Origin of the sequence: Streptomyces sp. NPDC049585 (assembly GCF_040675615.1) — a bacterium.
GTDB classification, from domain to species: domain Bacteria; phylum Actinomycetota; class Actinomycetes; order Streptomycetales; family Streptomycetaceae; genus Streptomyces; species Streptomyces luteosporeus.
Map to the genome: position 1 here is coordinate 276,473 of NZ_JBFAPE010000005.1, position 23,766 is coordinate 300,238.

Annotated in this window: 23 protein-coding genes and 1 pseudogene; 13 read left to right on the forward strand and 11 right to left on the reverse strand. The window is 73.7% G+C overall.

Translation table 11 applies throughout. The annotated features are described in order from the left end of the window. The first annotated feature begins 37 nt into the window (after positions 1–37). Positions 38–1,663, forward strand: a complete 1,626-nt coding sequence (locus AB0K17_RS08795) for a carboxylesterase family protein (protein WP_365982580.1) — start codon at positions 38–40, stop codon at positions 1,661–1,663. Positions 1,664–1,848: 185 nt separating this feature from the next. Here AB0K17_RS08795 and AB0K17_RS08800 read toward each other — a convergent pair whose 3' ends face one another. Then, positions 1,849–2,070, reverse strand: coding sequence for a hypothetical protein (locus tag AB0K17_RS08800; protein WP_365982581.1), 222 nt, complete (start codon positions 2,068–2,070; stop codon positions 1,849–1,851). Positions 2,071–2,083: 13 nt separating this feature from the next. Beyond that, positions 2,084–3,391 (reverse strand): phosphatase PAP2 family protein, encoded by a 1,308-nt coding sequence (locus AB0K17_RS08805; RefSeq protein WP_365982582.1) that lies wholly within the window; start codon positions 3,389–3,391, stop codon positions 2,084–2,086. Between the two features lie 221 nt (positions 3,392–3,612). On the opposite strand from AB0K17_RS08805, the pseudogene AB0K17_RS08810 reads away from it, so the two are divergent. Both AB0K17_RS08810 and AB0K17_RS08815 read left to right on the forward strand, forming a co-directional pair. After that, positions 3,613–4,003, forward strand: a pseudogene (locus tag AB0K17_RS08810) (protein kinase); the annotation flags it as partial. A gap of 142 nt (positions 4,004–4,145) precedes the next feature. After that, a complete protein-coding gene (locus AB0K17_RS08815; protein WP_365968197.1) occupies positions 4,146–4,334 on the forward strand; it encodes a hypothetical protein in 189 nt (62 codons plus the stop codon). Positions 4,335–4,347: 13 nt separating this feature from the next. On the opposite strand, the gene AB0K17_RS08820 is transcribed toward AB0K17_RS08815, so the two are convergent. Together AB0K17_RS08820 and AB0K17_RS08825 are read right to left on the reverse strand one after the other, a co-directional pair. Then, on the reverse strand, positions 4,348–5,403 hold the full coding sequence (locus AB0K17_RS08820) for a PP2C family protein-serine/threonine phosphatase (RefSeq protein WP_365968194.1): 1,056 nt from the start codon (positions 5,401–5,403) through the stop codon (positions 4,348–4,350). Between the two features lie 151 nt (positions 5,404–5,554). Continuing rightward, a complete protein-coding gene (locus tag AB0K17_RS08825; RefSeq protein ID WP_365968193.1) occupies positions 5,555–6,331 on the reverse strand; it encodes a TetR/AcrR family transcriptional regulator in 777 nt (258 codons plus the stop codon). A gap of 122 nt (positions 6,332–6,453) precedes the next feature. On the opposite strand from AB0K17_RS08825, the gene AB0K17_RS08830 reads away from it, so the two are divergent. Then, complete coding sequence (locus AB0K17_RS08830; protein ID WP_365968192.1) at positions 6,454–6,675, forward strand: hypothetical protein; 222 nt, start codon at positions 6,454–6,456, stop codon at positions 6,673–6,675. A 73-nt stretch (positions 6,676–6,748) separates the two neighbouring features. Here AB0K17_RS08830 and AB0K17_RS08835 read toward each other — a convergent pair whose 3' ends face one another. After that, the gene (locus AB0K17_RS08835; protein WP_365968191.1) at positions 6,749–8,470 is read right to left on the reverse strand and encodes an acyl-CoA dehydrogenase family protein; all 1,722 of its coding nucleotides are present in this window, start codon (positions 8,468–8,470) and stop codon (positions 6,749–6,751) included. Positions 8,471–8,547: 77 nt separating this feature from the next. Further along, entirely contained in the window at positions 8,548–9,126 is a 579-nt protein-coding gene (locus tag AB0K17_RS08840) for a PadR family transcriptional regulator (RefSeq protein ID WP_365968190.1), read from the reverse strand. A 147-nt stretch (positions 9,127–9,273) separates the two neighbouring features. Here AB0K17_RS08840 and AB0K17_RS08845 point away from each other — a divergent pair, with 147 nt between their 5' ends. From AB0K17_RS08845 to AB0K17_RS08855, 3 genes are read left to right on the forward strand one after another with little or no spacing between them, the layout of a single operon-like run. Continuing rightward, on the forward strand, positions 9,274–9,585 hold the full coding sequence (locus AB0K17_RS08845; RefSeq protein WP_365968189.1) for a trypco2 family protein: 312 nt from the start codon (positions 9,274–9,276) through the stop codon (positions 9,583–9,585). Positions 9,586–9,589: 4 nt separating this feature from the next. Then, positions 9,590–12,505 carry a hypothetical protein gene (locus AB0K17_RS08850; RefSeq protein ID WP_365982583.1) on the forward strand — a complete coding sequence of 972 codons (2,916 nt, stop codon included), beginning with the start codon at positions 9,590–9,592 and terminating at the stop codon, positions 12,503–12,505. 47 nt (positions 12,506–12,552) lie between these two features. Further along, positions 12,553–13,131, forward strand: a complete 579-nt coding sequence (locus AB0K17_RS08855; protein WP_365982584.1) for a hypothetical protein — start codon at positions 12,553–12,555, stop codon at positions 13,129–13,131. A gap of 6 nt (positions 13,132–13,137) precedes the next feature. Here AB0K17_RS08855 and AB0K17_RS08860 read toward each other — a convergent pair whose 3' ends face one another. Next, the gene (locus AB0K17_RS08860) at positions 13,138–13,980 is read right to left on the reverse strand and encodes an arylamine N-acetyltransferase (RefSeq protein WP_365982585.1); all 843 of its coding nucleotides are present in this window, start codon (positions 13,978–13,980) and stop codon (positions 13,138–13,140) included. Positions 13,981–14,249: 269 nt separating this feature from the next. On the opposite strand from AB0K17_RS08860, the gene AB0K17_RS08865 reads away from it, so the two are divergent. Continuing rightward, positions 14,250–14,792: a hypothetical protein gene (locus AB0K17_RS08865; protein ID WP_365982586.1), complete on the forward strand. Its 543-nt coding sequence runs from the start codon at positions 14,250–14,252 to the stop codon at positions 14,790–14,792. Here AB0K17_RS08865 and AB0K17_RS08870 read toward each other — a convergent pair. Continuing rightward, positions 14,758–16,020, reverse strand: a complete 1,263-nt coding sequence (locus AB0K17_RS08870) for a glycosyltransferase (RefSeq protein WP_365982587.1) — start codon at positions 16,018–16,020, stop codon at positions 14,758–14,760. The two genes, AB0K17_RS08865 and AB0K17_RS08870, sit on opposite strands and share 35 nt — an antisense overlap. Before the next feature lie 48 nt (positions 16,021–16,068). Then, entirely contained in the window at positions 16,069–16,941 is an 873-nt protein-coding gene (locus tag AB0K17_RS08875) for a MerR family transcriptional regulator (protein WP_365968183.1), read from the reverse strand. 140 nt (positions 16,942–17,081) lie between these two features. Between AB0K17_RS08875 and AB0K17_RS08880 the strand changes: the two genes are divergently transcribed. Next, on the forward strand, positions 17,082–17,939 hold the full coding sequence (locus AB0K17_RS08880; RefSeq protein ID WP_365968182.1) for a methyltransferase domain-containing protein: 858 nt from the start codon (positions 17,082–17,084) through the stop codon (positions 17,937–17,939). Positions 17,940–17,942: 3 nt separating this feature from the next. Here the strand turns inward: AB0K17_RS08880 and AB0K17_RS08885 are convergent, their stop codons facing one another. Then, on the reverse strand, positions 17,943–18,662 hold the full coding sequence (locus AB0K17_RS08885; protein WP_365968181.1) for a CPBP family intramembrane glutamic endopeptidase: 720 nt from the start codon (positions 18,660–18,662) through the stop codon (positions 17,943–17,945). 233 nt (positions 18,663–18,895) lie between these two features. Here AB0K17_RS08885 and AB0K17_RS08890 point away from each other — a divergent pair, with 233 nt between their 5' ends. From AB0K17_RS08890 to AB0K17_RS08905, 4 genes are all read left to right on the forward strand, one after another. Next, positions 18,896–19,786, forward strand: a complete 891-nt coding sequence (locus tag AB0K17_RS08890; protein ID WP_365968180.1) for an NAD(P)-binding domain-containing protein — start codon at positions 18,896–18,898, stop codon at positions 19,784–19,786. A 166-nt stretch (positions 19,787–19,952) separates the two neighbouring features. After that, positions 19,953–21,164: a cytochrome P450 gene (locus tag AB0K17_RS08895; protein ID WP_365968179.1), complete on the forward strand. Its 1,212-nt coding sequence runs from the start codon at positions 19,953–19,955 to the stop codon at positions 21,162–21,164. 287 nt (positions 21,165–21,451) lie between these two features. Beyond that, a complete protein-coding gene (locus AB0K17_RS08900; protein WP_365982588.1) occupies positions 21,452–22,150 on the forward strand; it encodes a hypothetical protein in 699 nt (232 codons plus the stop codon). Between the two features lie 28 nt (positions 22,151–22,178). Further along, positions 22,179–22,793, forward strand: a complete 615-nt coding sequence (locus AB0K17_RS08905; RefSeq protein ID WP_365968177.1) for a hypothetical protein — start codon at positions 22,179–22,181, stop codon at positions 22,791–22,793. A 349-nt stretch (positions 22,794–23,142) separates the two neighbouring features. Here the strand turns inward: AB0K17_RS08905 and AB0K17_RS08910 are convergent, their stop codons facing one another. Further along, positions 23,143–23,751: a 2'-5' RNA ligase family protein gene (locus AB0K17_RS08910; protein WP_365982589.1), complete on the reverse strand. Its 609-nt coding sequence runs from the start codon at positions 23,749–23,751 to the stop codon at positions 23,143–23,145. Positions 23,752–23,766: the final 15 nt, after the last annotated feature.

The following is a 23,766-nucleotide window of genomic DNA, read 5'->3' on the forward strand; positions in this document are numbered from 1 at the left end:
GGCGGGTTCCCCTGCCGCCCACGGGTAGGCATCCGCCATGGCCACCCCGCGCCGCCTGCTGCTGCCCGTGCTCCTCGCCCTGCTCGCCCTTCTCACCGCGGCCGCGCCGGCGCCCGCCGAGGACCCCGCGGTCGTCACCACGGACCGGGGGCAGGTGCGCGGCACGGTCGGCGACCACGGCCGGGCCTTCCTGGGGATCCCCTTCGCCGCGCCGCCGGTGGGCGAGCGGCGGTGGCGGCCGCCGCAGCCGGCCGCCGCCTGGAGCGGCGTGCGGGACGCCACCCGCTTCGCCGGGGCGTGCGCCCAGCCGGCCCGCCCGGTGCTGGGCACGCAGGAGTCCACCAACGAGGACTGCCTCTACCTGAACGTCTTCACCCCGCCCGCGGGCGGCGCCGGCCGGCCCGTGCTGGTGTGGTTCCACGGCGGGTCGTTCATCTCCGGGTCGGCCTCCCACTACGACGCCTGGCGCCTGGCCGTGACCGGCGACATGGTCGTCGTCACCGCCAACTACCGGCTGGGCGCCTTCGGCTTCCTGGCCCACCCGGGGCTCACCGCCGAGGACGCGGACGCCGGCTCCGGCAACTACGGTCTGCTGGACCAGCAGGCCGCGCTGCGGTGGGTGCGGGCCAACGCGGCCGCCTTCGGCGGGGATGCGGGCCGCGTCACCGCCGGCGGCCAGTCCTCGGGCGGCCTGAGCGTGTGCGGCCACCTCGTCTCGCCGCCGGCGCGCGGCCTGTTCGCCCGCGCCCTCGTGCAGAGCGCGCCGTGCGGGGTGGCCTCCCGGCCGCTCGCCGAGGCGCAGAGCACGGGCACCGGTTTCGCGACGGGGGCGGGCTGCCTGGGCACCGGCCCGGCCGTCGTGGCGTGCCTGCGGTCGAGGACCGCGGCCCAGCTGCTGAAGGTGCCGACCACCGGCGCCGCGCCCTGGTGGCCGGTCTCCGGCACGCCCGTGCTGCCACAGCCACCGGGCGAGGCCATCGCGGCGGGCCACTGGGCCCCGGTGCCGGTGCTCACGGGGAACACGCTCGACGAGGGCACCATCGGCTCGGTGCTGCTGGAGTCCGCCGGCGTGCATCTGGACGCCGTCACCTACCCGGTGGTGCTCACCACCTTGTTCAAACTGGACGGCCCGCGGGTCGCGGCCCGCTACCCGGGCTCGCGCTACGGCGGCGACTACCGACTGGCGTTCGGCGCGGCCTTCGGCGACTACCTGGTCGCCTGCCCCACCCGCCGGGCCGCGCAGTCGCTCGCCGCCGGGGCCCCGGGCGGTGTCTTCGGCTACGAGTTCGCCGACCGCTCCGCGCCCGACCTCTACCACGGCGACCCCGGCTTCCCGCTGGGCGCCTACCACGGGGCGGAGATCCCGTACCTGTTCGACTACCTGGCGGCGGACCCCGTCCGCCTCGACCCGGCGCAGATGCGGCTGGCGCAGGCCATGACGGCCTCCTGGGCCCGGTTCGTCGCCGGCCGGCCCCCGGCGGGCGACGCCTGGCCGCCGGTCGCGGCGGGCCCGTACCGGCCGATGTCCCTGGCGCCGGACGCGATCACGCCGCGCACCGACTTCGAGGCGGGTCACCAGTGCGACTTCTGGGCGACCGTCCCGGGCCCGACGTCCCAGGGCCCGACGGCGACGGAGGTCCGCGCCCCGGCCCCCGTCCGCTGACGTGCAGTGCCCCGTAGGGGCGCGGGACGGTGTCGATCTGCGGCTGCGCCGCGTGGGCGCGACCGGCCGGCGACGCGCCCGCAGACGCAGTGCCGTGCCCTAGGCCGTGTCCGGCGGATCTTCGTCACACGCCACCACGGCGCCCCGTAGGGGCGCGGGGCACTGCGTGATCCGCCGGACACGGCCTAGTCGCGGCGGTGGTCCCAGCCGAGGACGTTCCGCTCGGGCGGGGGCCTGTAGACCTCTCCCCGCGCCATTTCCCGGTCGTTCTCGGCCTTCGCCGCCCGCTCCTGCCGCTCGCGTTCCTGCGCGGTCGGCTCGTGGACGGCCCGGTGCTTTTTCTTCCACAGCCCGGCCATGACCGCTCCCGCCTTTCCTGCGGAGATCTCCTCCCCTTCCAGCGTCACACCGGGCCGTGGTTCACACCAGTTCGGGTTGCGGTTCCGGGTGCCGTACCGGTGCGGTGGTCCGCGGTTCCCATTGCCTGGTGGTCCGTACGTAGCCGTAGATCACCGAGGCCATCGCGAGAAGGACGAGGGGCCCGAACACCCACGGATTCCCGGCCATCTCCATCGGCAGGAAACGGAAGGCCAGCAGGAGGGCGGTGAAGACGGTCGCGCCATAAAGGGCCAGCCGGATTCCCGACCGGTCCCAGCCGCGTGCCTGCGAGCGCAGTGCCACCTCGATCGTGAGCGTGAAGACCACGCCGGTGACGATGTCCGTGCCGTAGTGGTAGCCGAATCCCAGCGTCGCACCCAGCGTGGTGATCAGCCAGAACGCGCCGAAGAAGCGCAGCAGCCGCGGGCCCTTGCGGGAATGGATGAATATCGCGGTGGCCCACGCCGTGTGCAGGCTGGGCATGCAGTTGCGCGGCGTGAAGTCGTTGAACGGCATGAGGTGCGGCGCGCTCACCGGCGTCGCCGTGTCCGGCCACAGGTTGGCCACGGCCCAGTGCCCGCCGTCGGCGCCGTAGGCGAAGATCGGCCCGACCACCGGATAGATCATGTAGATGGCCGGCCCGAGCAGGCCGATCACCAGGAAGGTCCGCACCAGGTGATGGGCCGGGAAACGGCGCTCGGCCGCCACCTTGCGCAGTTGGTAGAACGAGACGAGGACCGCCGCCACCGCAAGCTGGATGTAGACGTAGTCCAGGAGGTGTTCGCCGATCGGACCGGTGGCCCTGACGAACCGGCCCACGAACCACGACGGATTGCCCAGCGCGTGATCGGCGACCGCCACGTACTGGTCGAGGACCATCGGACGCGTCTTCGACGTGATCAGCAGCCACGTGTCACCGGTCTTACGGCCGGTCACCAGCAGCAGACCCAGCCCGACGCCCTTGAGCAGCAGCGCGCGTTCCCTGCCGGTACGGCGTGTGACGGCGATGACCGCACACCCCAGCACCACCCACAACGCACCGTTGCCGAACATCATCTTGGCGTCGAAAACCCACCGCACCAAGAAAAAGACGACGTCGATACCGACCGCGACACCGGCTGCGATGAACCGCTGCCGCCACGGCAGCACCACCATCATCAATGCCATGCTGCCGTAGAGCAGCGGACCGGATTTCGGAGCGAAAATCACCTCGCGCGCCTGGTTGGTGATCGGCCCGCGCATGCCGTAATGACGTGCGGCTATTTCCAGCGCGATGACGAATCCGAGGGCCACCACACTCACAGCGGCCCACAGAATTACGCGCGGCTGGCGCCAGGCGGCGACCGTCATTCTGTTATTTATTCGCGATGATATGGATGTCAATTATTCGGCCGTTTGCTAGACGTTGGACAAATGGTTGTTCATCATGCTGGAGCAGCACGTTTCCGGCTGAGTACGGGCGATGAGGGTGATCACCGCGAGTCCGAACATGCTATCGGGGCGGCGGAGGGCAGGGTTCGCGCGGGCTCTCAGTAAGATCCACCGAGCTTACGGGGCAGGGTGGATTCGGCGTGGCCACGCGGGGAGCGGACGGGCCGGAGCACGTGGGACCGTTCCGGACGGTCGGGGTGCCGGGTCAGGGCGGCATGGGACAGGTCCTGCTCGGCGTCGCGCCGGACGGGCGGCTGGTGGCCGTCAAGCGGGTGCACGCCGATCTGGCGGAGGACCCGGGCTTCCATTCCCGGTTCCGGCGGGAGGTGGACGCCTCCCGGCGCGTGTCCGGCGCCTCCACCGCGCCGGTCGTCGACGCGGATCCACCGGGCGGGGCTCGTCCACCGCGACCTCAAGCCCTCGAACGTGCTCCTGACCGAGGACAGCGTCCGGGTCGTCGACTTCGGCATCGCCCGCGCGGCCGACCACGACACGAAGCTGACCCGCACGGGCGCACTGATCGGCTCGCCGGACAAGTACGTGACGATGCCGGTGTGCTCGGAGGCCGTGGCCCGGCTCCCGCTGCGGGAGGAGCGGCGCAAGGACAAGGACCTTCGAGGACACGGAAAGCGCGAAGACCGAGTGCTCCTGGCACGACAGGGACCAGCCCCGGATGGACGGCTGGAACTACTCCCCCAGCGCCGCCGTCACGTGGGAGCTGCAGCGCTCGGAGCAGCGGAAGAACGACGGCAACCTCGCGGTGCGGGTCTTCCTGGACAGCACCAGGCACGCCTCCTGCGAGACCGGGGCCCGGGGCATCGCGCAGGCCGCCCTGGCAGCCATGCCGCCGGCGGCGGGCTGAGCGCCGGACGTCGTCACCGCGCTCCGTCCGGCTCCTCCGGCGGCCCCGGCAGGCGCACGCCGAGCGCGGCGATGTCGTCGTCGAGGGCTCCCCCGCTGTAGCGCAGGAGGTCGCGGTGCAGGGCGTCGAGCAGCTGCCGGGGGTGGTCGGGGGACTGCCGGCTCATCCAGGCGGTCAGCGGGAAGAAGTCGCCGGTGCCGTTGCGGGCCTCGGTGACACCGTCGGTGTACAGGAGCAGCAGGTCGCCGGGGGTGACGTCGAAGGTGTCGACGCTGTAGTTGTCACCGATGAGGTCGGCGAGGTCGACCAGCGGCGAGGGAGCGCTGGGTTCGAGGACGAGCAGTTCCTTGCGCTTGAGCAGCAGGGGCGGGGGGTGCCCGCAGTTCAGGACGCGGACGCGGGTGCCCTCGTGGGGGACCTCGACGAGGAGGACGGTGGCGAAGCGCTCCATCATGTCGTCGGGCGGGAAGGCGGCGCTGTAGCGGGTGCTGCTGGCCTCCAGACGGCGTGCGATGTCGGCCAGGTCGGTCTCGTCGTAGGCGGCCTCACGGAAGGCGTTGACGATCGCCGCGGCCGAGCCCACCGCCGGCAGTCCCTTGCCCCGCACGTCGCCGATGAGCAGCCGCACGCCGTGCCGGGACTCGACGACCTCGTAGAAGTCGCCTCCGATGCGGGCCTCGGCGGCGGCCGCGAGGTACAGGGATTCGATGTCGATGCCGGCGCAGCGGCGCGGCATGGGGCTGAGGACGACCTGCTGGGCGGCGTCGGCGACGAGCCGGACCTGGAAGAGGGTGCGTTCGCGCAGGAGCCGCACGTGGCTTCCGTAGGCGGCCGCCACGGTGACGGCGACGATCCCGGCGGAGGTCCACCACGTGTTCAGGCCCGGGAAGACGAAGCCGAGGCCGATCATGAGGAAGAGGCAGACCGTGCCCAGCAGGACGGTGGGGAGCACGGGCCACATGGCGGCGGCGAAGGCGGGGGCCGCGGGGAGCAGGCGGCTGAAGGCCATGCTCGGCGGGGTGGCGTACGCCAGGCCGGCGATGACGACGGTCAGGACCACGGGGGACATCAGGGTGAGCCGCCTGCGGCCGGGGTGTCGACGGGACCTCGGCCCTCCTGACTTGATCACGATTCATAGCATATCTACACACAGTGAACATAGCGCTCTGATGACCGCAGTCGGCGGACAAGCGGTGCGAACGAGTGACCGACGGCGGCCGTCAGGGCGTCCCGCCGGGGGCGGGCGGCGGGAAGATGCGGGCCAGGTGGTAGTCCAGTACCGCGCGCGCGTCGGCCAGGGAGCGGCGCCCGTGCACGACGTCCATGCCCAGGCCGGTGGCGCCCGACACGAGCAGGTCGGCCTCGTGCCGCGCGTCGATGCCGGGTGCCGTGCCGCCGGCCTCCCGGCCGGCCTCGACGATGCCGGCGACCAGCTCCTCGAGCGGCGCTTCGGCGGCGAGGAAGACGGCGGCGAGGGCGGGGTCGGTCAGGCTGCGGGCGTAGTAGGCCGCGAAGACCCGCAGGGCGCGCGCCCGTTGCTCGTCCAGCGGCAGGAACTCGTCCAGCAGCGCCCGCAGCAGCCCCCGCGGATCCTGCCTGCCTGCCGGTACGCGGGTGAGGGCCAGCCGTTCGTTCTCCTCGTGCAGCATCCGCAGCGCGTCGACGAAGAGGGCGTGCTTGCTGTCGAAGTGGTACTGCACCACGCGCAGCGACACCCCGGCCCCGGCCGCGATCCGGCGCATGCTCGCCGCGTCCAGGCCCTCCTCGGCGGCGATGCGCCACACCGCCTCGGCGATCCGGCGCCGCTGCCGCTCCCGGGTGCCGCTCGGCGGCGGCTGGGGTGCCGGTGGGCCGCCGGGGGCGGGCAGGTGCTGCCTGCGCCGGCGGTACGCGCGGGCCTGGCAGCTGCGGGAGCAGTACAGGGCGGGCCGGCCCCGCCGTGCGGGGGCCAGGCCGGTGGCGCACATGGCGCAGCGGGCCGCATTTTCGTCACGCACGAGACGCAACCTAGCGTCGAAAATAGTGTGACGCAAAGGCAATTCCACGCCTGCTGGGCAGGCTTTTCCCACTCTCCGGTTGATACGTTCGTAACGTCATCACCGAGGGGGTAGCAGAGATCATGAAGTACGACGCCCTGCAGGGGCTCGGCGCCATCCTGGCGACGCTCTTCCTCCAGGGGCTCATCCGGCTCCTGGTCCACCACGACGACCGGGGGCTGCTGGCCTGGCTGCCCGGCGGCCTGTGGCCGGCTCTGGTGGGGCATGCCGTCCTCGTCGCCGTCGGCGTGGTGCTCACGGGCTGGGCGCACGGGCGCGCCAAGGCGCTGGGCCGCCGGGGGTGAAGGAGGAAACGGGGGAGGAGACGAACGCCGGGGGAAGCCGTGCTTCCCCCGGCGTTCGCCCGTTCCGGCGCGCTTACGGCGCCATCTCGTAGGCGCCCGCCAGCGCCTCGACACGCTCCCAGACCCGTGCCGAGCGGGCCGCGTCGACCACGGGACGGCGTACCGCGCCCAGGGCCCAGGTCTGCTGCTGCTCGGTGGCGGAGTCCTTGCCATGCAGCTCGACGGCGTAGGCGGAGAAGTCGCGGACGAGGACGGCGAACAGCTCGTCGAGCACGTCCTCCTCGGCGCCGGTCAGGGCGGCCTGCTCCAGGATCAGCTGGCCGTGCACGACCAGGGCGAAGAGCTGGCCGACGGCGAGCAGCAGGTCCAGGTCGCGGCTCTGCTCCTTGTCGGGGGCCGCGGTGGTGACGAAGGTGCACAGGGCGTCGGCCTGCTCGCGGAAGCGGGCGACGTTCGGCAGGTGCGCGTAGCCGTCGTAGGCGGTGCGCCAGTCGTGGAAGCGCACGGAGCCCAGGCCGCGGGCCGGTCCCTGCCGGAAGAGGAAGGCGTCGTCGGCCGCGTCGAGGCGCGTGGGGACGGGCGCGTACTGCGCCGGGTTCAGCAGGTGGTTGCCCATGAACTTGAGGATCAGCGCGAGGTTGACGTGGACCGTGCCCTCCAGCTTCGGCAGGCCGCGGATCTCGCTGGCGGCCTGGGCGAAGTAGGTGTCCTTCTCGAAGCCCTTGGCGGCGATGACGTCCCACATGAGGTCGATGACCTTCTCGCCCTCGGTCGTCACCTTCATCTTCGTCATGGGGTTGAAGAGCAGGTAGCGGCGGTCGTCGGGGCCGGCGGTGCGGAAGTAGTCCACGGCGCGGTCGCTGAAGAGCTTCATGCCGACGAGGCGGACGTACGCATCGGTCAGCTCGCGGCGCACGTGCGGGAAGGCGGTGACGGGGCGGCCGTAGAGGATGCGGTTGTGGGCGTGGGTGACGGCCTCGTACATCGCGTGCTCGCAGATGCCGATGGAGGCGGTGCACAGGTTGAACTTGCCGACGTTGACGGTGTTCAGGGCGGCGTCGAACGCGGCCTGCCCGGTGTGCAGGACGTCCTCGGCGGCGACGGGGTAGTTCTCCAGGCGGAACTCGCTGACGTACTTCGAGGAGTCGACGACGTTCTTGACCAGGTGGTACGCCGCGTGGCGGCTGTCGGCGGCGAAGAAGACGTAGCCGTCGGGGCCCTCGACGTCGGTGCGGCGACCGAAGACGGAGACGAGGCCGGCGGCGTTGCCGTTGCCGATGTAGTACTTCGAGCCGGTGGCACGGAAGCCGCCCTCGCCGTCGGGCTCCAGCAGCATGTCGGTGGAGTAGATGTCGGCGCCGTGGGTCTTCTCCGACAGGCCGAAGGCGAACACCTCGCCCTGGTCGAGCAGTTCGGCGGCGCGGGTGCGGGCGGCGGCGTTGTCGCTCTGCCAGACCGGGCCGAGGCCGAGCATGGTGACCTGCCAGGCGTACCAGTAGTCGAGCCCGTAGAAGCCGAATATCTCGTTGAGGGCGGCGATGCGGGCGGTGTCCCAGCGCTTGTCCGCGCTGTCGCCGGCGGCAGCGGCGGGGGTGAGGAAGGTCGCGAACAGACCCTCCTTGGCGGAGAAGGCGAGGAAGTCGGACAGCCAGGCGCGGGAGCGGTAGTCCTCGATCAGCTTGCGCTTGCCGCGCGTCTCGAACCAGTCGACGGTGGCGCGCAGCAGCCGGCGGGTCTCGGGGTCGAAGTGCGCCGGGTCGTAGGTGCGCGGGTTGAACAGGAGCTGGTCGGCCATGACTGGTCGCCTTTCCGGCTGGGGTCGGGGGTGAGGGACGGTGGGTGGCGCTGTCGGTGGGGGCGTGGAGTGCGGTCCTACGGGCCCGGACGCCCGGCGGCCCGTGCCGCCCGGATGCGGCGGAGGGTGGCGAGCACGTCCTCCAGCCAGGCGAGCGTCATCCGCTCGTAGGCGATGCCGCCGCGCAGCACGACGTGCTGCAGCTCCTGCATGTCGTCCAGGGGCGCGGGGGCGTCGGGACCGGTGAAGTCGCGCGACTCCCCCGCGAGGTAGTGCGCCAGGCGTTCGGAGTGCAGCTGGTGGTAGCGCTCGACCTGGCGCATGAGGGCGGACGGGTCGTCGAAGGCGGCACCGCGGATCTTCACGGCGAGGTCGTGCCGGACGCTCTCGGGCTCGATCGGCTCGTGCAGCCATGCGGCGAGCGCGGCCCGTCCGGGGCCGGCCACCGCATAGTGCTTCTTGTCCGGCCTGCCCTGCTGCGCCACCTCGCGCGCCTCGACCCAGCCGTCGCCCTCCATCCGCTTGAGGACGCGGTAGATCTGCTGGTGGGTCGCGGTCCAGAAGTAGCCGATGGAGCGGTCGAACCGCCGGGCCAGCTCATATCCGGAACCCGGCTTCTCCAGCAGGGAGACGAGGATCGCGTGCTCGAGCGCCATACGCCGGATCCTCTATGCAACTCGTTTCATAGGCAAGAGGGCCCCGGCACGGTGAGACGCGGCTCACGCACGGGCGGGCGCGCCGGCATCGGCTATCTTCGACGCCGATCGGATCAACGGACCGGATCGACAGGGGTGGGGCGGGGCATGTCGCAGGAACCTTGGGCGGAGTTGGGGGAAACCGTCGGCGCGATCCGCGCCCAGTTGCAGCAGGCCATGCAGGACGGCCGGGACGAGCCGCTGAAGTTCAAGGTGGGCCCGGTGGAGCTGGAGATGACCGTGGCCGTGAAGAAGGAGGCCGGGGCGCGGACGAAGGTGTTCGTCCTGCCCTGGACCGGCGAGGCCGACGGCAGACGGACCTCGGAGCGCACCCACCGGATCACCTTCACCCTCCAGCCCGTCGACGCCGACGACGAGGACGCGAAGATCTCCGGCACCGTGGACGGGCTGCCGGAGTAGGCCGGTGGAACGGTCACGGGTCGTGGAGGTCTGGGCTCCCTCCCCGGACCGCCACCGCGTCGGCACCGGCTACCTGATCTCCTCCCGGCTGGTGCTCACCGCCCACCACGCGGTGGCCGACACCCCGGCGCAGCAGCAGGTGCGGGTCCGGCTCCTGGACCCCACGGGCGGTACGACCTGGATGGCGGCCGAGCGGGTCTGGCCCGCCGGCCCCGTCAACCTCACCGTCCACCCCGAACAGGACGGCGCGCTGCTGCGGATCGTCGATCCCGCGTGGCGGCCCCCGGGCGGGGAGCCCGTACGGTTCGGCCGGATCGCCGGCGAGGCCCGCGTGCCGTGCCTGGGGCTGGGCTTCCCCGACGCCGCCACGGACCGCGCGAGGCCGAGGCGGCGCGACACTCTGGCGGTGCGCGGCCACGTGGATCCGTTGCACGCGCTCAAGTCCGGCATGGTCACCGTGCACGTGGACACGGGCATCGTCCCCCGGCGCGCGGCCGGTGGCGGCTCCCACTGGAGCGGCGCCTCGGGCACGGCCGTCTTCTGCGGCTCCCTGCTGGTGGCCGTCCTGGCCACGGACAGGAAGATCGGGGACACCGCGAACGTCCTGGACGCCGTCCCCGTCACCACGCTCCTCGCCCTGCCGGGCTTTCGCCGGGTCCTCGATGAGGAGGGCGTCCGCTGCTTCGCCGAGGACGTCCCCGCGCCCATGAGCAGCGAGGAGGCTGCCGAGCCCGCGTTCTCGCCCCTCGCGATGGCCCCCGTCTCCCGTGCCCACCGGGCGCGGACGGCCGCGGCGGCCGGGGCCGCGGCCGTCCTTGCGGCACTGGTCGTCCTCCTCGGCCTCCTCGCCCGGCAGCCGGAGGCCGTCCGGCTGCCCGCCGCGGCGGCCGCCGGCACCCTGGCGGCGTGGGCCGTCGTCCGGGTGCGGCGGCCCCGGTGGCCCGGCGCGGCCAGGGCGGCCGCCCGGCAGGCCCTCGCCGAGACCGTCCGCCAGGAGGCGGGCGAGCGGCGCAGGCAACTGCTGGGCCGGGACACGGTGGCCATCAACGTCACCTTCACCACGCTGCCGGACACCGGCCGCGGGCCCCGCTCCGCCCCGCCCGCGGGCGACTTCGAGGGCATCGCCCGCTACTTCGCCGCCCTGCGGCCGCAGCGGCTCGTCGTCACCGGTGGGCCCGGTGCGGGCAAGACGCTGCTCGCCAACGAGCTCGCCCACCGGCTGCTGGCGCAGGAGCGCTCCGAGGGCCCGGTGCCCGTACCGGCCGGGCTCGCCGGGTGGGACACCGCCACGCCGTTCGCCGACTGGTTCGCCGCCCTCCTGGCCCGCGAGTACCTGGGCGGTTCCGAGACCGCGGCCCGTGACCTGCTCGCCTTCGGCCGGGTCCTGCCCGTGCTCGACGGGCTGGACGAGATGGACGAGGCCGGCACCGGCCGGCGCCACGCCGCGGCCGCGCTCGCACAGTTCAACGAGTTCACGGGGCCGCTCGTGCTGACCTGCCGGGAGGAGGACTACACCGCCCTCGGCCGGGACGGCGAGCGGCTGCTCGACTGCGCCACGGTACGCATCGACGCGGTCGGCGCGCCGGACCGCCGGCACTACCTCCACCAGCGGGCCCACGACCGGTCCCGGCTCGCCGGGCTGGACGCCGAACTGTCGGAGCCGGACACCGCGCTCGGCGCAACGCTCGGCTCACCCTGGATGCTCACCCTTGCGTCGATCACCTCCCAGTCCGAGGAGGGGGCCCGCGTCCTGCGGTCGTTCATCGGCGTACCGGCCTGCGAGGCGCAGGTGCGCCGGCTGCGCGACGTGCTGCTCGCCCGGCTCGTGCCGACCTTGTGCCGGCCGGACCCCGGGCACGGCGCCCAGCCGTATCCCGACGCGGAGGCGGTCACGCGCTGGCTGCGCCTGTTCGCCGCCCATCTGCACGGCGGCCCGGCCGGCCGGGACCTGGCCGTCCACCGCCTGTGGCCGGTGGCGGGCCCGCGCGCGGCCCGGTACGCCGCCGCCGCGCTCACCCTGGTCTGCTGGCTGCCGGCGTTCGTGCTGCTCGCGCTGTGCCTGCGGCAGCGAGGGGGCTTCCCCTTCCCCGGCACCCTGCTGCTGCTCCTGCTGGTTCCCGCCCCGCTCGTGGCCGCGTGGGGCGCTCGGGCCCGTGCCATCCAGCCCCGGCGCGTCCTGCACCAGCGTCTGCGCAGCGCGCTCGGCTGGCAGCGGATCGGCCTCGGTGCCCTGCTCGGTTGTGTGCTGATGCCGCCGCTCGTCCCGCTGTTCGGCGCGGGGTACGCGGGTGCGGCCGCCACCGCCTTCGCGCTCGTCTTCGGCTTCGGCCTGGCCCTGTCGGTCCGGGCCGACATCGACCGCCGGTTCCTGGTGGCCGGCGGGCTGCCCGTCGCCCTGGGCCCGACGGTCGCCGCCGGCCGCCTCGCCGGCCCCCTCGGCGACGTCATCGGGGTGATCGCGGGCTGCGGCGGCGGGGCGCTGGCCCTGGCAGTAGGTGTCCCGCTGGGCCTGTGGGCCGCCCGTCGCGCCGACGGCGGCGCCCCCGACCCGGACCCGCCCGGCGCCCCCACCCCGCTCGCCCCCTTGCGGGGCGACGCGGCGGCCGGCCTGGTCGCCGGCGTCATCGTCACCGGCATCGCGCTGTACGCCACGCTGAGCGTGCCCTGGCTCCGCGTCGGCTGGCCGCTGGCCGTGCCCACGTCCCTCGCCTGCGGCCTGGCGGCCGGCCCCGGCTTCGTCGCCGACGTCACCCGCCAGTACGCCGGCGTGGTCCTGGCCACCCGCGGCCGGCTCCCCTGGAACGTCGTGGGCTTCCTGCGCTGGTGCCACCGCATCGGCCTGCTGCGCTCGGCCGGCACGGTCTACCAGTTCCGGCACGAGGACCTGCTGGCGTGGCTGCGCGAGCGCGAGCGCGTATGAGTACGCGTACTCATGACAACCACCGTTGCCCCGGGGAGGGTCGGGACATGACGAGGATCAAGGCGACGAGGGCACGGCTCGGGGTGCTGCCGGTGGCGGTGCTGGCCGTGCTGGCGGCCGGGTGCGGGACGGAACGGGCAGGCAGCGACGCCGCCGGTGCCAAGGCCTCGCCGAGCGCGTCGGCGGCGGCGAGCGCAGCGGCGGACTTCCCCTGCCCGGGCGAGAGCCGTCTTGCGACCCCGCGCTCGACGTCGGGCTCCTCGACCCCGGAGGGGCCGCCCGCCGACCACTACGCCGAGAACCACGGCTTCAAGGTGCCCCTCCCCCTGCACGGGCAGAAGCGGTGCGAGGGACTGGCGGCCGCCGGCCGCGTCAAGGGCGCCCTGGAACCCCTGCGCGGGCGCGGCGACTTCGCCCCGGAGAGCACCCGCCGCGCGCTCATCGCCCTCGGCTACCCCGCCGAGAAGGTGCGCTCGTACCAGAACGGCGCCACCGGCGTCGGCTTCCTCGTCGACGCCGCCTCGCTGTGCCTGGAAGGCACGATGAGTTCCGGCTCGATCCGGGCGGAGGCCTTCGGCGGCTACCCCGACGGCACCGGCTGCGAGCCGCCCCGCGGCGGCCACTGACGGCCTTCAGGCGGTGAGTTGGGCGAGCTCGTCCGGCTCCAGCGCGATGTCGAACGTCTCCTTCAGGACCTGCCCCAGCTCGGACGGGGCGATCTCCTTGGACGTCCGGGAGCCGTCGGGGCGGATCGTCGTCCACGTGGTGGCGTCCAGCTGGTGGTGCTCGGTCCCGGTGAACCGCTGGGCGAAGATCCGCTTGACGAACGGCGAGCGCGGGTGCGTGCCCACGTAGTGGCTTCCCATCACGTAGTCGATGGGATAGCGCGGCGCGAGGGAGAAGGTGTGCCGGTCCGTCCAGCCGTCCGGGCCGTGCTGGTGGAGCCACCACGCGTCGACGAGGGTGCCGGGCCGCCGTTCGAGCCGGAACCGCCAGCCGTCGGCGTCCACTTCGGCTCCGTCGGCGAGCTCGACCGGCTCGGTGGGGCCGCCGCCGAAGCCCACGTCGCACAGCCAGTGGCGGTCGTCGTCGGTGCTGCGCACGACCAGCATGGCGTGGGTCGCCGGGGTCCACCGGCCGCTGCCGAGCGTCACCCGCCCGGAGATCCCGTCGACCTCGAACCCGAGGCGCTCCAGCGCCGCCGCGAGGAGCAGCACGTGCTCGAAGCAGTACCCGCCCCGGCGCCTGCGGACGATCCGCTCCTGGAGGGAGGCGAGGTCCAGGGGCAGCGGCCGGCCCAGGACCGCGTGGACGTTCTCGAAGGGGATCGACGTGGTGTGGGCCCGCACCAGGCGGCGCAGCGTGGCGAGCGTCGCGGTGCGCTCACCGGTGAAGCCGATGCGGCCGAGGTAGGCGTCCACGTCGAGCTCGTCGCCGTGCCAGGTGCCCGTGCCGGTGGGGAGGTGCGAAGTCATCGTGTGCTCTCTCACGTTCCGTGCGCCGCGTTCTTCCCGTTCCCGAACGCCGCCCTGCCGACCCTACGGGCCCGAGCGCACCGGGCGCCTGTGCGTGCGGTCCCGTCCCGCCCGGGACCTTGGTCGCAGGCCGTACGGTCGGCAGGAGGCCGCTCCGCCGCGCGGCGGAGCGGCCTCCTGCGCGCGGCCGACGCCGCCGGCGAGGACCGTTTGCGATCTTCGAGTCAGCGCCCGGGGCCGCCCCGGCGCCCGGCCGAAGGACGATCCCGATGCGTGCAGCCCCCTCACCGACCATGACGGTTCCCGCCCCGACCACCGAGCGGCCCGTGCCGCCGTGGGCGACGCGGATCGCCCGGCTCCTGCCATGGCTCGCGCTGCCCGTGTGCCTGTGGCGGCTGCCCATCGGCTTCGGGTACACGATGGGGCTCGACCTCGGCCCCATGCCGGGGCCGGTGTGGGCGGGCGTCCTCTACGTCGGCACGCTCAGTCTCCTCACCGAGCTGTTCGCCCTGGCGTGCCGCGGACTGGTGAGCCGGTGGGGGGAGACCGTTCCCACGTGGGTGCCACGGCTGGGGGGACGGCGCATTCCGCCGATGGCCGTGATCGTCCCCGCGACGGTCGCGGGCCTGGGCCTGATGTACCTGTTGGTCGACTGGTGGTTGGCCGTCTTCCGCGTCGAGGGCTGGGCGGCCGGACCGTACGACAACGTGTGGTGGCAGATCCTGGCCGACACGGTCAGCGCCCTGTTCGTGACATGGGGGCCGCTGGTCCTGGCGCTCACCTACGGCTACTGGCGGCGCCGTTGCCGGTGACGGACGCTCCGGAGGGCGGCTGCGCCAGCCGCTCGACGGCCTGCAGGGTGCGGGCCGCGGCGTCCTCGCTCGCCATGTGCCGGGCCGCGGTGGCGGCGGCGCGGGCGTACGTTCCGTCCCGTACGGCGTCGCGGAGGGCGTCGCCGAGGCGCTGCGCGGTCAGTTCCTTGAAGGGGATCGGTGCGGTGGCCGCGCCGAGGGCGGCGAGCCGGCCGGCCCAGAACGGTTGGTCCGCGGCCACCGGGACGGGCACCGCCGGGACGCCGGCGCGCAGCGCGGCCGCCGAGGTGCCCGCGCCGGCGTGGTGGACCACCGCGGCGACGCGCGGGAACAGCAGCGCGTGCGGCAGGTCGCCCACGGTCAGCAGGTCGTCGCCCGCGGCCGCGAGGCCCGCGCTGCCGTTCTGCAGGATGCCGCGCAGCCCGGCCCGGCGCAGGGCGGCCACGGCGAGCTCGCTCAGCCGCTCCCCCTCGCTGCCGGCCATGGAGCCGAAACCGACGACCACGGGCGGTGGTCCGGCGGCGAGGAAGTCCTCCAGGTCCGCGGGCAGCCGCTCGCTCTCGTCGACGTGCGGCCACCAGGTGCCGACGACCTGAAGACCGTCGCGCCAGTCGGACGGGCGCGGGACGAGGGCGGTGCTGAAGCCGTGCAGGACGGGCCAGTTCGCCGCTTCCTGCCGGCGCCGGGCCGCTGCGGGGGTGAGCGGGGGAAGGCCGAGGCGGCGGCGCAGGGCGGCGGTGGCGGGTGCGAAGACGCGGTCGGCCATGCGCAGCGCGAAGCGGCCGGCCGCGCGGTTGCCCAGGCGCCCCAGGGAGCGGGCGCCGGTGACGACGGGCGGGAAGTCGCCGGTCGGTGCGGTGGGCTGGAGGTAGACGCCGAGGCTCGCGGTGCCCGTGGCCTCGGTGAGGTGCCAGCCGAGCGGGGCCGTGGTGGCGGACAGCAACAGCAGGTCGGTGTCGTCGGTGACGGCGTCGGCGAAGCCCTGGCCGAGCTCGGTGACGAAGGTGGCGGCGCTGCGCATCAGGGCGCGCCGGTCGCCGACGTCGCCGTGGGCCTCGGGGCGGCCGGGCAGGCGGCGGAAGTCGAGGCCGGCGCGTGCCACCAGGTCCGCGAAGGGCTCCGGGGCGGCAAGGGCGACGTCGTGGCCGGCCCGGCGCAGCGCGGCGCCCAGGCCCGTGTAGGGGGCGATGTCACCGCGCGAGCCGGCCGCGGCGATCAGGATCCTCATCAGTGCTCCATCAGGTGTGATACGGCCGGGAGGGCCGGGTGTGGCGTGTCAGTGCGCGCCTTGAGTGGCTTCCGAGCAGTGGCCGCCCGGCTCGCCGGGGCGCCCTGGCTGCTGATCAGCCGGCCCTCCCACGCCGGTCGGTACGGTGCGCGCCTCGCGGCGGGCGGCGTTGGCGTGCACGGCCTTGCGCAGGTAGGCGGCGAGGCCCGGCCGCTGCTGCGAGGGCGGGACGACGAGGGCGAAGGCGCGCGGGTCGGCGGCGAAGTCGTCGGCGATGCGCCGGTGCATGAGGGGCGGGCACGAGGTGAACCAGCGCGAGATGTGCAGGCGGTGCTCCTCGGCGAGGTCCATGACCCGCTCGCCGTCGGCGGGCTCGCGCTCGTCGAAGGCGGCGAGCAGTTCGGCGCGCCAGGCGGTGGCTTCGCTCATCAGCTGCCGCCAGTCCTCCTTGCTGTGGGCCGCGGCCCGCGCCATCGACTCGCGGTGACCCTCGGAGCCGGCCCACTTCAGGTGGGCCTCGGTGGCATAGCTGAGGTCGAAGGCGACCTCGCCGAAGACCTCGAAGCGCTCCTGCGGGCTCAGGGACACCCCCGTCTGCTGGACCTCGATGGCCCGCTCGGCGACCTCGGCGAGCCGTTGCAGCCGGGCGGCCTCCTCGCGCAGCTGCCGTTGCCGGGCCCTGAGGTGGTCCAGGGCGTTGGCCTGCGGGTCCTGCAGGATGGTGGCGATCTCCTCCAGACAGAAGCCGAGTTCCCGGTAGAAGAGGATCTGCTGCAGGCGGGCCAGATCGGCGTCGCTGTAGAGGCGGTAGCCGGCGTGGCTGCGGCCGCGCGGCGTGAGCAGCCCCGCCCGGTCGTAGTGGTGCAGCGTCCGCACCGTCACCCCGGCGAAGGCCGACACCTGTCCCACGGAATAGCTCATGCACCTGCCCTTTCGTCGGCGTACAGCCTGCAGCCTGACGTAAGGGAAGGGTCAACCGGCCCGGCCTGCCGCCGTCACCCGCAGGACTGAAGCGGGGGGCGGCCCGCATTCGCAGGGGTGGCGGGGGAAGGATGACGGGCATGGCGACCTGCTCGACGGATGCCCACTACCGTCAGAACGTACTGCCGTACTACCGGGCGTTCGGCTCGCGCTTCGGCTATGCGGCTCTCCTCGGCCGGACGCGGCACTTCGGCTGGTACGAGCCCGGTGACCCGCCCTGGCGGTTCACGGCCGCCATGCGTCGCATGGAGCTCGTCACCGCCCGCAAGCTGGCCCTGCCCGCAGGGTCGTCGGTGCTCGACGCGGGGTGCGGGGTGGGCGACACGGCCCGTACGGTGGCCCGGGCGAGCGGGGCGTACGTCACGGGGATCGACGGGATCGAGCCGGACCTGGCCATCGCCCGGCAGCGCTCGGCCCGGGCGGGCGGCCCGGGCGGGCGCACGCGCTTCCTGCGGGCCGACTATCACGCACTCCCGTTCGCCGATGCCTCGTTCGACGGCGTCTACACCATGGAGTCGTTCGTCCACTCGCCCGAGCCGGCGCGGGGGCTCGCCGAGTTCTTCCGCGTCCTGCGGCCCGGCGGCAGGCTGGTGATGTTCGAGTACGCGAGCACCCCGCAGGACCGGCTCACGCCGAAGGCGCGATCCGCGCTGGTGCGGGTCTGCGAGCTGTCCGGCATGGCGGGGATGCTCGCGATGACGCACGGCGAGTTGGAGCGGCTCCTGGGGCGGACGGGCTTCGCGGTCGAGTCGGTCCACGACGTGACGGCGAACATCCTGCCCATGCTGTACGCGTTCTCGGTGCTCGGCCGCCTGCCGTACGCGCTCGCCCGCGCGGTGGGCCGCGGGGACGCCCTGGTCAACGCGATGAGCGGGGTGGAGATGTACCGGCACCAGGAAACCTGGCGCTACACCATCAGCGTCGCCGTCAAGCCCTGACCCTCATGCCCGCGGGGTGGCGCCCGGCCGGAGGCGGCCCGTCAGGGCCAGGAAGGCGACGAACGCGCCCGTGACGAGCCAGCCGGGCCAGCCGGCGATGCCCATGTGCAGGGGGTCGAGAGAAGCGTCGGGATCGGCGAAGTGCCGGACCATGCCCACGCTCATGGTGCTCACGAAGGCGTGCCCGAGGACCGCCGGCACGACCGAGCCGGAACGCAGCCGCAGCCAGCCGAGGACCGGCAGCACCAGGAGGCAGCTGATCAGCATCGCGGGGACGGAGACGTACCAGGGCCGGCCCGGGTACTGGCCGCCCATCAGCAGCGTCGGCAGGTGCCACAGGGCGAAGGCCGTGCCGGTGAGCAGGTACGCCCGGACCAGGGCGGCGCGGCTGCCGTCCCGCAGCAGGCGTGGGAACAGGTAGCCCTGCCGGCCCAGTTCCTCGCCGAAGAACAGCGGCAGCGAGATGAGCATGCCGGCCAGGCCCTCGGCGGCCCGGGTGCCGAGCCCGCTTGCCTGCATTCCGTCGAAGGGGTAGCGGCCCACGAACGTCCCGAGCGCGAGGGCGGCCCCCGTCAGACCTGCGGGAACGGCCACGGCCAGCAGGCACGACCGCACGGCGCGCCCCCAGGGCCGAGGCCACCGCAGGGCGAGGGCGTCGCGCAGCCGGCCGGTGCGCTCGACCTGACGCAGGACGAGGAGGGCGGCGAGCGCGGGGGCGAACATGGCGGCGGAGATGCAGACGTTCTCCAGCGCGCCGGGCTGCTCCCGCGCGTCGGTGCGCTGGAAACCGCCGGCCAGCAGCGGTGTGGCCGATGCGCAACGTGCTCCGGCAGCCGTGCGCCCTGCCGGCGCGCCGGCGCACGACTGCCGCGCGCCCGATGAGCACTACCGCGCCCGGCGCCCATGACGGTAGGCCTGAGTGCAGGCACGGACACCCCGGTGAACGAGGAGCGTCAATGGATACCAGCCCGGACGGGGTGAGCGTGCTCGGGCTGGGAGCCATGGGCTCCGCCCTGGCAGCCGGCTTCCTGGCCGCCGGCCACCGTACGACCGTGTGGAACCGCACCCCGGGCCGGGCGGCGGCCCCGGCCCTGCGCGGCGCCGTGGTGGCGGGCTCGGCGGCGGAGGCTCTCGCGGCGAGCCCGCTGACCGTGGTGTGCCTGTCCACGTACGATGCGGTCCGCGAGGTCCTGGAGCCGCTGCCGGGCGCCGTTGCCGGCCGTACCGTCGTCAACCTCACCTCCGGTCCGCCCGTGGACGGGCAGCGGATGGCGCAGTGGGCCGAGCAGTGCGGCGCCGGGTACCTCGACGGGGTGCTGATGACGACACCGAACAGGGTCGGCACCCCCGACGCCCTGCAGCTCTACGCCGGCCCCGCGGCCCTCTTCCGTGCGCACGAGACGACGCTCGCGGCGCTGGGCGACGCGCTGCACGTCGGCGGGGACCACGGGCTGCCGTCCGTGTACGACACGGCGTTGCTGGGGCTGATGTGGTCCACCCTGACCGGCTGGCTCCTCGGCACCGCGCTGATCGGCGCCGACGGGCCGGGCGGCGGCGTGCCGGCGATCACCTTCACGGACGTCGCGGCGCGCTGGATGAAGACCGTGGAGACGTTCATGCGCGACGGCGCCCGGCAGGTGGATGCCGGGCACACGCCGGGCGGACAGTTCCCGCTCGACCTGCACCTGATGACGATGGACGTCCTCGTGCACGCCTGCGAGCTCCGCGGCATCGACCCGCAACTCCCCCGGGCCTACCGGGCCCTGGTACGCAGGGCCGTCACGGAGGGCCACGGGAGCGACAGTTTCGCGCGACTGATCGGCTACGTGCGCGAACGCCCGGCGTGACACCACCTGCGCACCGCGCAGGCTTGCGCATGGCACCAACATGGCGCCATGATGGCACCACTGTCGCGGCGCTCCATGTCGGCTGCCTGCACCGGTAGTTCACCCGCACGCTCGCTGACGGCGCCGACCGCCTTCTTCCCGTACGACCCACCGCACGGAGGACTCCATGCCCCAGCACCCGTCCTTACAGCCCGCGCCCGTCGCCGCCCTGCCGGTGACCCGCCCCGTGGGCTGTCCCTTCGACCCGCCCGCCGAACTGGCGCGCCTGCGCGAGGAGCAGCCCCTGCGCCGGATGCGCTACCCCGACGGTCACCTGGGCTGGCTGGCCACCGGGCACGCCACGGTCCGCGCGATCCTGGCCGATCCCCGGTTCAGCTCCCGCTACGAGCTGCTGCACCTGCCGGTCGCGAGCGGCTTCGACGGCCCGCTGCCGCCGGCCCAGCCCGGCGACATGAGCGGCATCGACGCCCCCGGCCACACCCGCTACCGACGGCTGCTCATGGGCAAGTTCACCGTCCGGCGGATGCGCGCACTGACCGAGCGCGTGGAGGAGTTCACCACGGCCTGCCTGGACACCATGGAGCGGCAGGGCCCTCCGGCGGACCTGGTGACGGCGTTCGCCCAGCCCGTCCCCGCTCTGGTGATCTGCGAGCTGCTCGGCGTGCCCGCCGACGACCGCGACGTCTTCCAGCACCACACGACCACGCTGACCGACATGAGCAGTTCGTCGGAGGAACGGGACGCCGCCTACACCGCCCTGCAGGACACCCTCCACGCGCTCGTCCCGGCCAAGCGGGCGGCGCCCACCGACGATCTGCTGGGCGACCTCGCGCACGACAGCGACCTGACCGACGAGGAGCTGGCCGGCGTCGGTACGTTCCTGCTGGGCGCCGGTCTGGACACCACGGCCAACATGCTGGCCCTGGGCACCTTCGCCCTGCTGAGCAACCCGGGGCAGCTCGCCGCCCTCCGCGACGACCCCGGCCTCGCCGACCGGGCGGTCGAGGAACTGATGCGCTATCTGACCATCACGGACACCGGCGTCCGCGCGGCCCTGGAGGACGTGGAGGTCGACGGCCACCTCGTCGAGGCGGGCGAGTGCGTGACCCTCTCGCTCCAGGCCGCCAACCGCGACCCGGCCCGCTTCCCCGACCCCGACACCCTCGACGTCCGCCGTGGCGCCACCGGCCACGTCGGCTTCGGTCACGGCCCCCACCAGTGCCTCGGCCAGCAACTCGCCCGCGTCGAGATGCGCGTGGCCTTCCCCGCCCTGCTCGCCCGCTTCCCGCGCCTGCGGCTGGCCGTCGCGCCCGAGGACGTCCCCCTGCGCACCACCTCGAACATCTACGGCGTGCACCGGCTGCCCGTCGCCTGGTGACGCAATGCAGTCCGTGTCCGAAACCTTTCGGTCACCTTGCGGGCGCCGGCCTACTGAAAACGGAACCTTCCCCCCGCCCATGACCCCGCACACGTGAGCTGTGCGACGCACAAACCCCTTGATGCAAATGGCGATTGGTGGGGGCAGCAACTGAGGCTGGCCGATTCGGCCCCACCGAGGTCGACGTGTCACGCGTGGCCTCCCTAGCGTGCAGGTGGCCGGATCGCATCGTGAGGGTCCGGCAACGGAAACACACGGCAGTCACCTCAAGGGGGACCATGCGTAAGGTGAATGCACGCCGGTACGCCGTCGCCTCGGCGGCACTCGGCCTGGCGGCGGGGTTGTTCGCAGCGGCGCCGGCGTCCGCAACGGCAGCGGCGCCCTCCGCACAGGGCGCGTCCGGGGACGTGGAGTTCTCCGTCTTCGACAACGGATCCGGAATCCCGAGAAACTCCTCGTTCCGGCTGGCCGACCTCGCCCGGCACGGGATAGCGGATTCCGCGGTGAAGCAGCTCGGCGCCGGGAAGGCGCCCGCTGCCGCCGGGACGCAGAACGCGACGCTCAGCGGCCCCGACGACCTGGTGGGGCAGTGGAAGGACCGTGACGGCTGGACCGTCTACATGCGGCGGGGGTACTACGACCCCGTCAAGGACAAGGGCTTCGGACTCACCAAGATAGAACAGAAACACAACCTCACCATGAAGGCCGTCCGGGCCACCACGCAGTACCCGCGCCCGGGAGCCGCGGGGAAGCAGAAGTTCGCCGGGTATCCGGACACCTGGAACTACTTCACCGACGTGCTGCACGTGAAGTGCAGCGGCTGGTGGATCTTCAGGACCTGCCGCGTCGACAAGGTCCAGCCGGTCCGTGCGGGAGTAGACTTCAGCGTCAAGATCCCGATGCTGCCCAAGGGCGTCATCACCGCCTACTGCGAGGGTGTGCAGGGGCGTTGCCCCGACTGGGTCAAGAACGCCGTCAACATCTGATCCGTCCCGCGCCAGGAGGGTCTCCCCGATGAGCAGACGTCCGGTCCGGCCGTCCCGCATCCTGCCCGCGGCCGAATGGTGGGCGCCGTTGCTCGTCGACCTGGGGGCCGTGCAGCGCGGGAGCGCCGAACTCGGCCTGTGCGTCCGGGATGTCGACCTCACCACCGGCCGCGCACGGGTGACCGTGCAATGGCCCGGCATCCCCGCCACCACCCTCCTGCCCGACCCCGAGGCCGGCCGCGACGCGCTCCTGCAGGCGATCGCCGCGGTCGGCCCCGCCCGGCTCGTCGACGACGAGCCGGCCGACGCACCGTCCGCACCGCTCGCCGGCCACGGCTGGCTGCTCGACGAACTCGGGCGCCGCAGCGACGCCTGGTACGCGTACCTCGCCGAACCGGTCGAGCTGCTCCGGGTGGAGACCGACGGCCACCGGGCCACGGACGTCGCGGTGGCGCGCACCGCGCGCGGCGACGTGGTGGGGGTCCGTGTCCCCCTGGCGGGGCTGGGGGCGGACGGCATGGACGTCGGTCTCACCTACACCATCGTCGAGCGCGCGGTGACCGCCGCGGCGGACGACCTCCGCCCGGCCGGCTCGCTGCAAGGCCGGCCCGCTTTCTCCACCGGCCTCCCGGGCGAGGACTAGGGCCTGTCCGGCGGTTCTTCGCCCACGCGCCACCACGGCGCCCTAGGGGCGCGGGGCTGTGTCGATGTGCGGCTGCCGCCGCGTGGGCGCGACAAGCCACGACGTGCCCGCAGTCGGCCCCCCCCGGGGTGGCGTGTCGGCTGCGGGCCGTCGCCGGCTGATCGCGCAGTTCCTCGCGCCCCTACGGGGCACTGCATGATCCGCCGGACACGGCCTGGGCGGGTGCCCCATCGGGGACGCCCCGTAAGGGGCGCGGGGAACTGCGCGATCAGCCACCGGCGGCTTGCAGCCGACACACCACCCCAGGGGCGCGGCGGCAGCCACAAATCGACAAGGGGCCCCGCGCCCCCTACGGGGCGCTGCACCCGCCAGGTGGGAGGGACTCCCCCGTGCCCAGCCGGATCGCCGCGCGGGGCCGCATCGGCTCCTCGCCGCACCGGGAGAGCAGGACGAGCTCCTCGACCGTGGCCTGCAGGGTGCCGAGACGGGCCGCGCACTCGGCGGCCAGGCGCTTCGGGTCCTGCGTGCGGCCCAGCGAAAGGTGCGGGACGAAGCGGCCGCCGCGGCCGCGGCACGGCGGGAACCGCAGTGCCAGCTGCCGGTGGAGGCGGGCCCACGGTGCCGGGTCCGCCGCGGCCGGGTCGAGCCAGATCGTGGCGTAGTGCCGGTGCCGGAAGTACCGTACGCCCGTCATGCGTACGGTGAACGGCGCGCTGTCCGCCGCCGCGGCGGACAGCAGCGGCATGGCCTGCGGGAACTCCTCCTCCGGTACGAAGCCGAACAGCAGGTTCACGTGCGGCGGCCAGCGCCGCACCTGGGGATCGTGCTCCCAGCGGATGTCCTGGATCGCCGGCCACAGCTCCTGCGGCGGCAGCCACGCCACCGCCGTCCGGGCCGTCGGCGCCACCTCCAGCACGCCGGCCGGCCCTGCCCCGCCGTAGTCCGCGATTGCGTCCACGCTTCCATGGTCCGC

Bases quoted from the DNA above. Each gene is read 5' to 3' on its own strand.
- AB0K17_RS08865 (WP_365982586.1), top strand. From the start codon at position 14,250: ATGCGTGCAGCCCCCTCACCGACCATGACGGTTCCCGCCCCGACCACC.
- AB0K17_RS08855 (WP_365982584.1), top strand. From the start codon at position 12,553: ATGACGAGGATCAAGGCGACGAGGGCACGGCTCGGGGTGCTGCCGGTG.
- AB0K17_RS08875 (WP_365968183.1), bottom strand. From the start codon at position 16,941: ATGAGCTATTCCGTGGGACAGGTGTCGGCCTTCGCCGGGGTGACGGTG.
- AB0K17_RS08820 (WP_365968194.1), bottom strand. From the start codon at position 5,403: ATGTCCCCCGTGGTCCTGACCGTCGTCATCGCCGGCCTGGCGTACGCC.
- AB0K17_RS08860 (WP_365982585.1), bottom strand. From the start codon at position 13,980: ATGACTTCGCACCTCCCCACCGGCACGGGCACCTGGCACGGCGACGAG.
- AB0K17_RS08870 (WP_365982587.1), bottom strand. From the start codon at position 16,020: ATGAGGATCCTGATCGCCGCGGCCGGCTCGCGCGGTGACATCGCCCCC.
- AB0K17_RS08880 (WP_365968182.1), top strand. From the start codon at position 17,082: ATGGCGACCTGCTCGACGGATGCCCACTACCGTCAGAACGTACTGCCG.
- AB0K17_RS08885 (WP_365968181.1), bottom strand. From the start codon at position 18,662: ATGTTCGCCCCCGCGCTCGCCGCCCTCCTCGTCCTGCGTCAGGTCGAG.
- AB0K17_RS08805 (WP_365982582.1), bottom strand. From the start codon at position 3,391: ATGACGGTCGCCGCCTGGCGCCAGCCGCGCGTAATTCTGTGGGCCGCT.
- AB0K17_RS08795 (WP_365982580.1), top strand. From the start codon at position 38: ATGGCCACCCCGCGCCGCCTGCTGCTGCCCGTGCTCCTCGCCCTGCTC.
- AB0K17_RS08895 (WP_365968179.1), top strand. From the start codon at position 19,953: ATGCCCCAGCACCCGTCCTTACAGCCCGCGCCCGTCGCCGCCCTGCCG.
- AB0K17_RS08815 (WP_365968197.1), top strand. From the start codon at position 4,146: ATGGACGGCTGGAACTACTCCCCCAGCGCCGCCGTCACGTGGGAGCTG.
- AB0K17_RS08835 (WP_365968191.1), bottom strand. From the start codon at position 8,470: ATGGCCGACCAGCTCCTGTTCAACCCGCGCACCTACGACCCGGCGCAC.
- AB0K17_RS08830 (WP_365968192.1), top strand. From the start codon at position 6,454: ATGAAGTACGACGCCCTGCAGGGGCTCGGCGCCATCCTGGCGACGCTC.
- AB0K17_RS08845 (WP_365968189.1), top strand. From the start codon at position 9,274: ATGTCGCAGGAACCTTGGGCGGAGTTGGGGGAAACCGTCGGCGCGATC.
- AB0K17_RS08840 (WP_365968190.1), bottom strand. From the start codon at position 9,126: ATGGCGCTCGAGCACGCGATCCTCGTCTCCCTGCTGGAGAAGCCGGGT.
- AB0K17_RS08890 (WP_365968180.1), top strand. From the start codon at position 18,896: ATGGATACCAGCCCGGACGGGGTGAGCGTGCTCGGGCTGGGAGCCATG.
- AB0K17_RS08905 (WP_365968177.1), top strand. From the start codon at position 22,179: ATGAGCAGACGTCCGGTCCGGCCGTCCCGCATCCTGCCCGCGGCCGAA.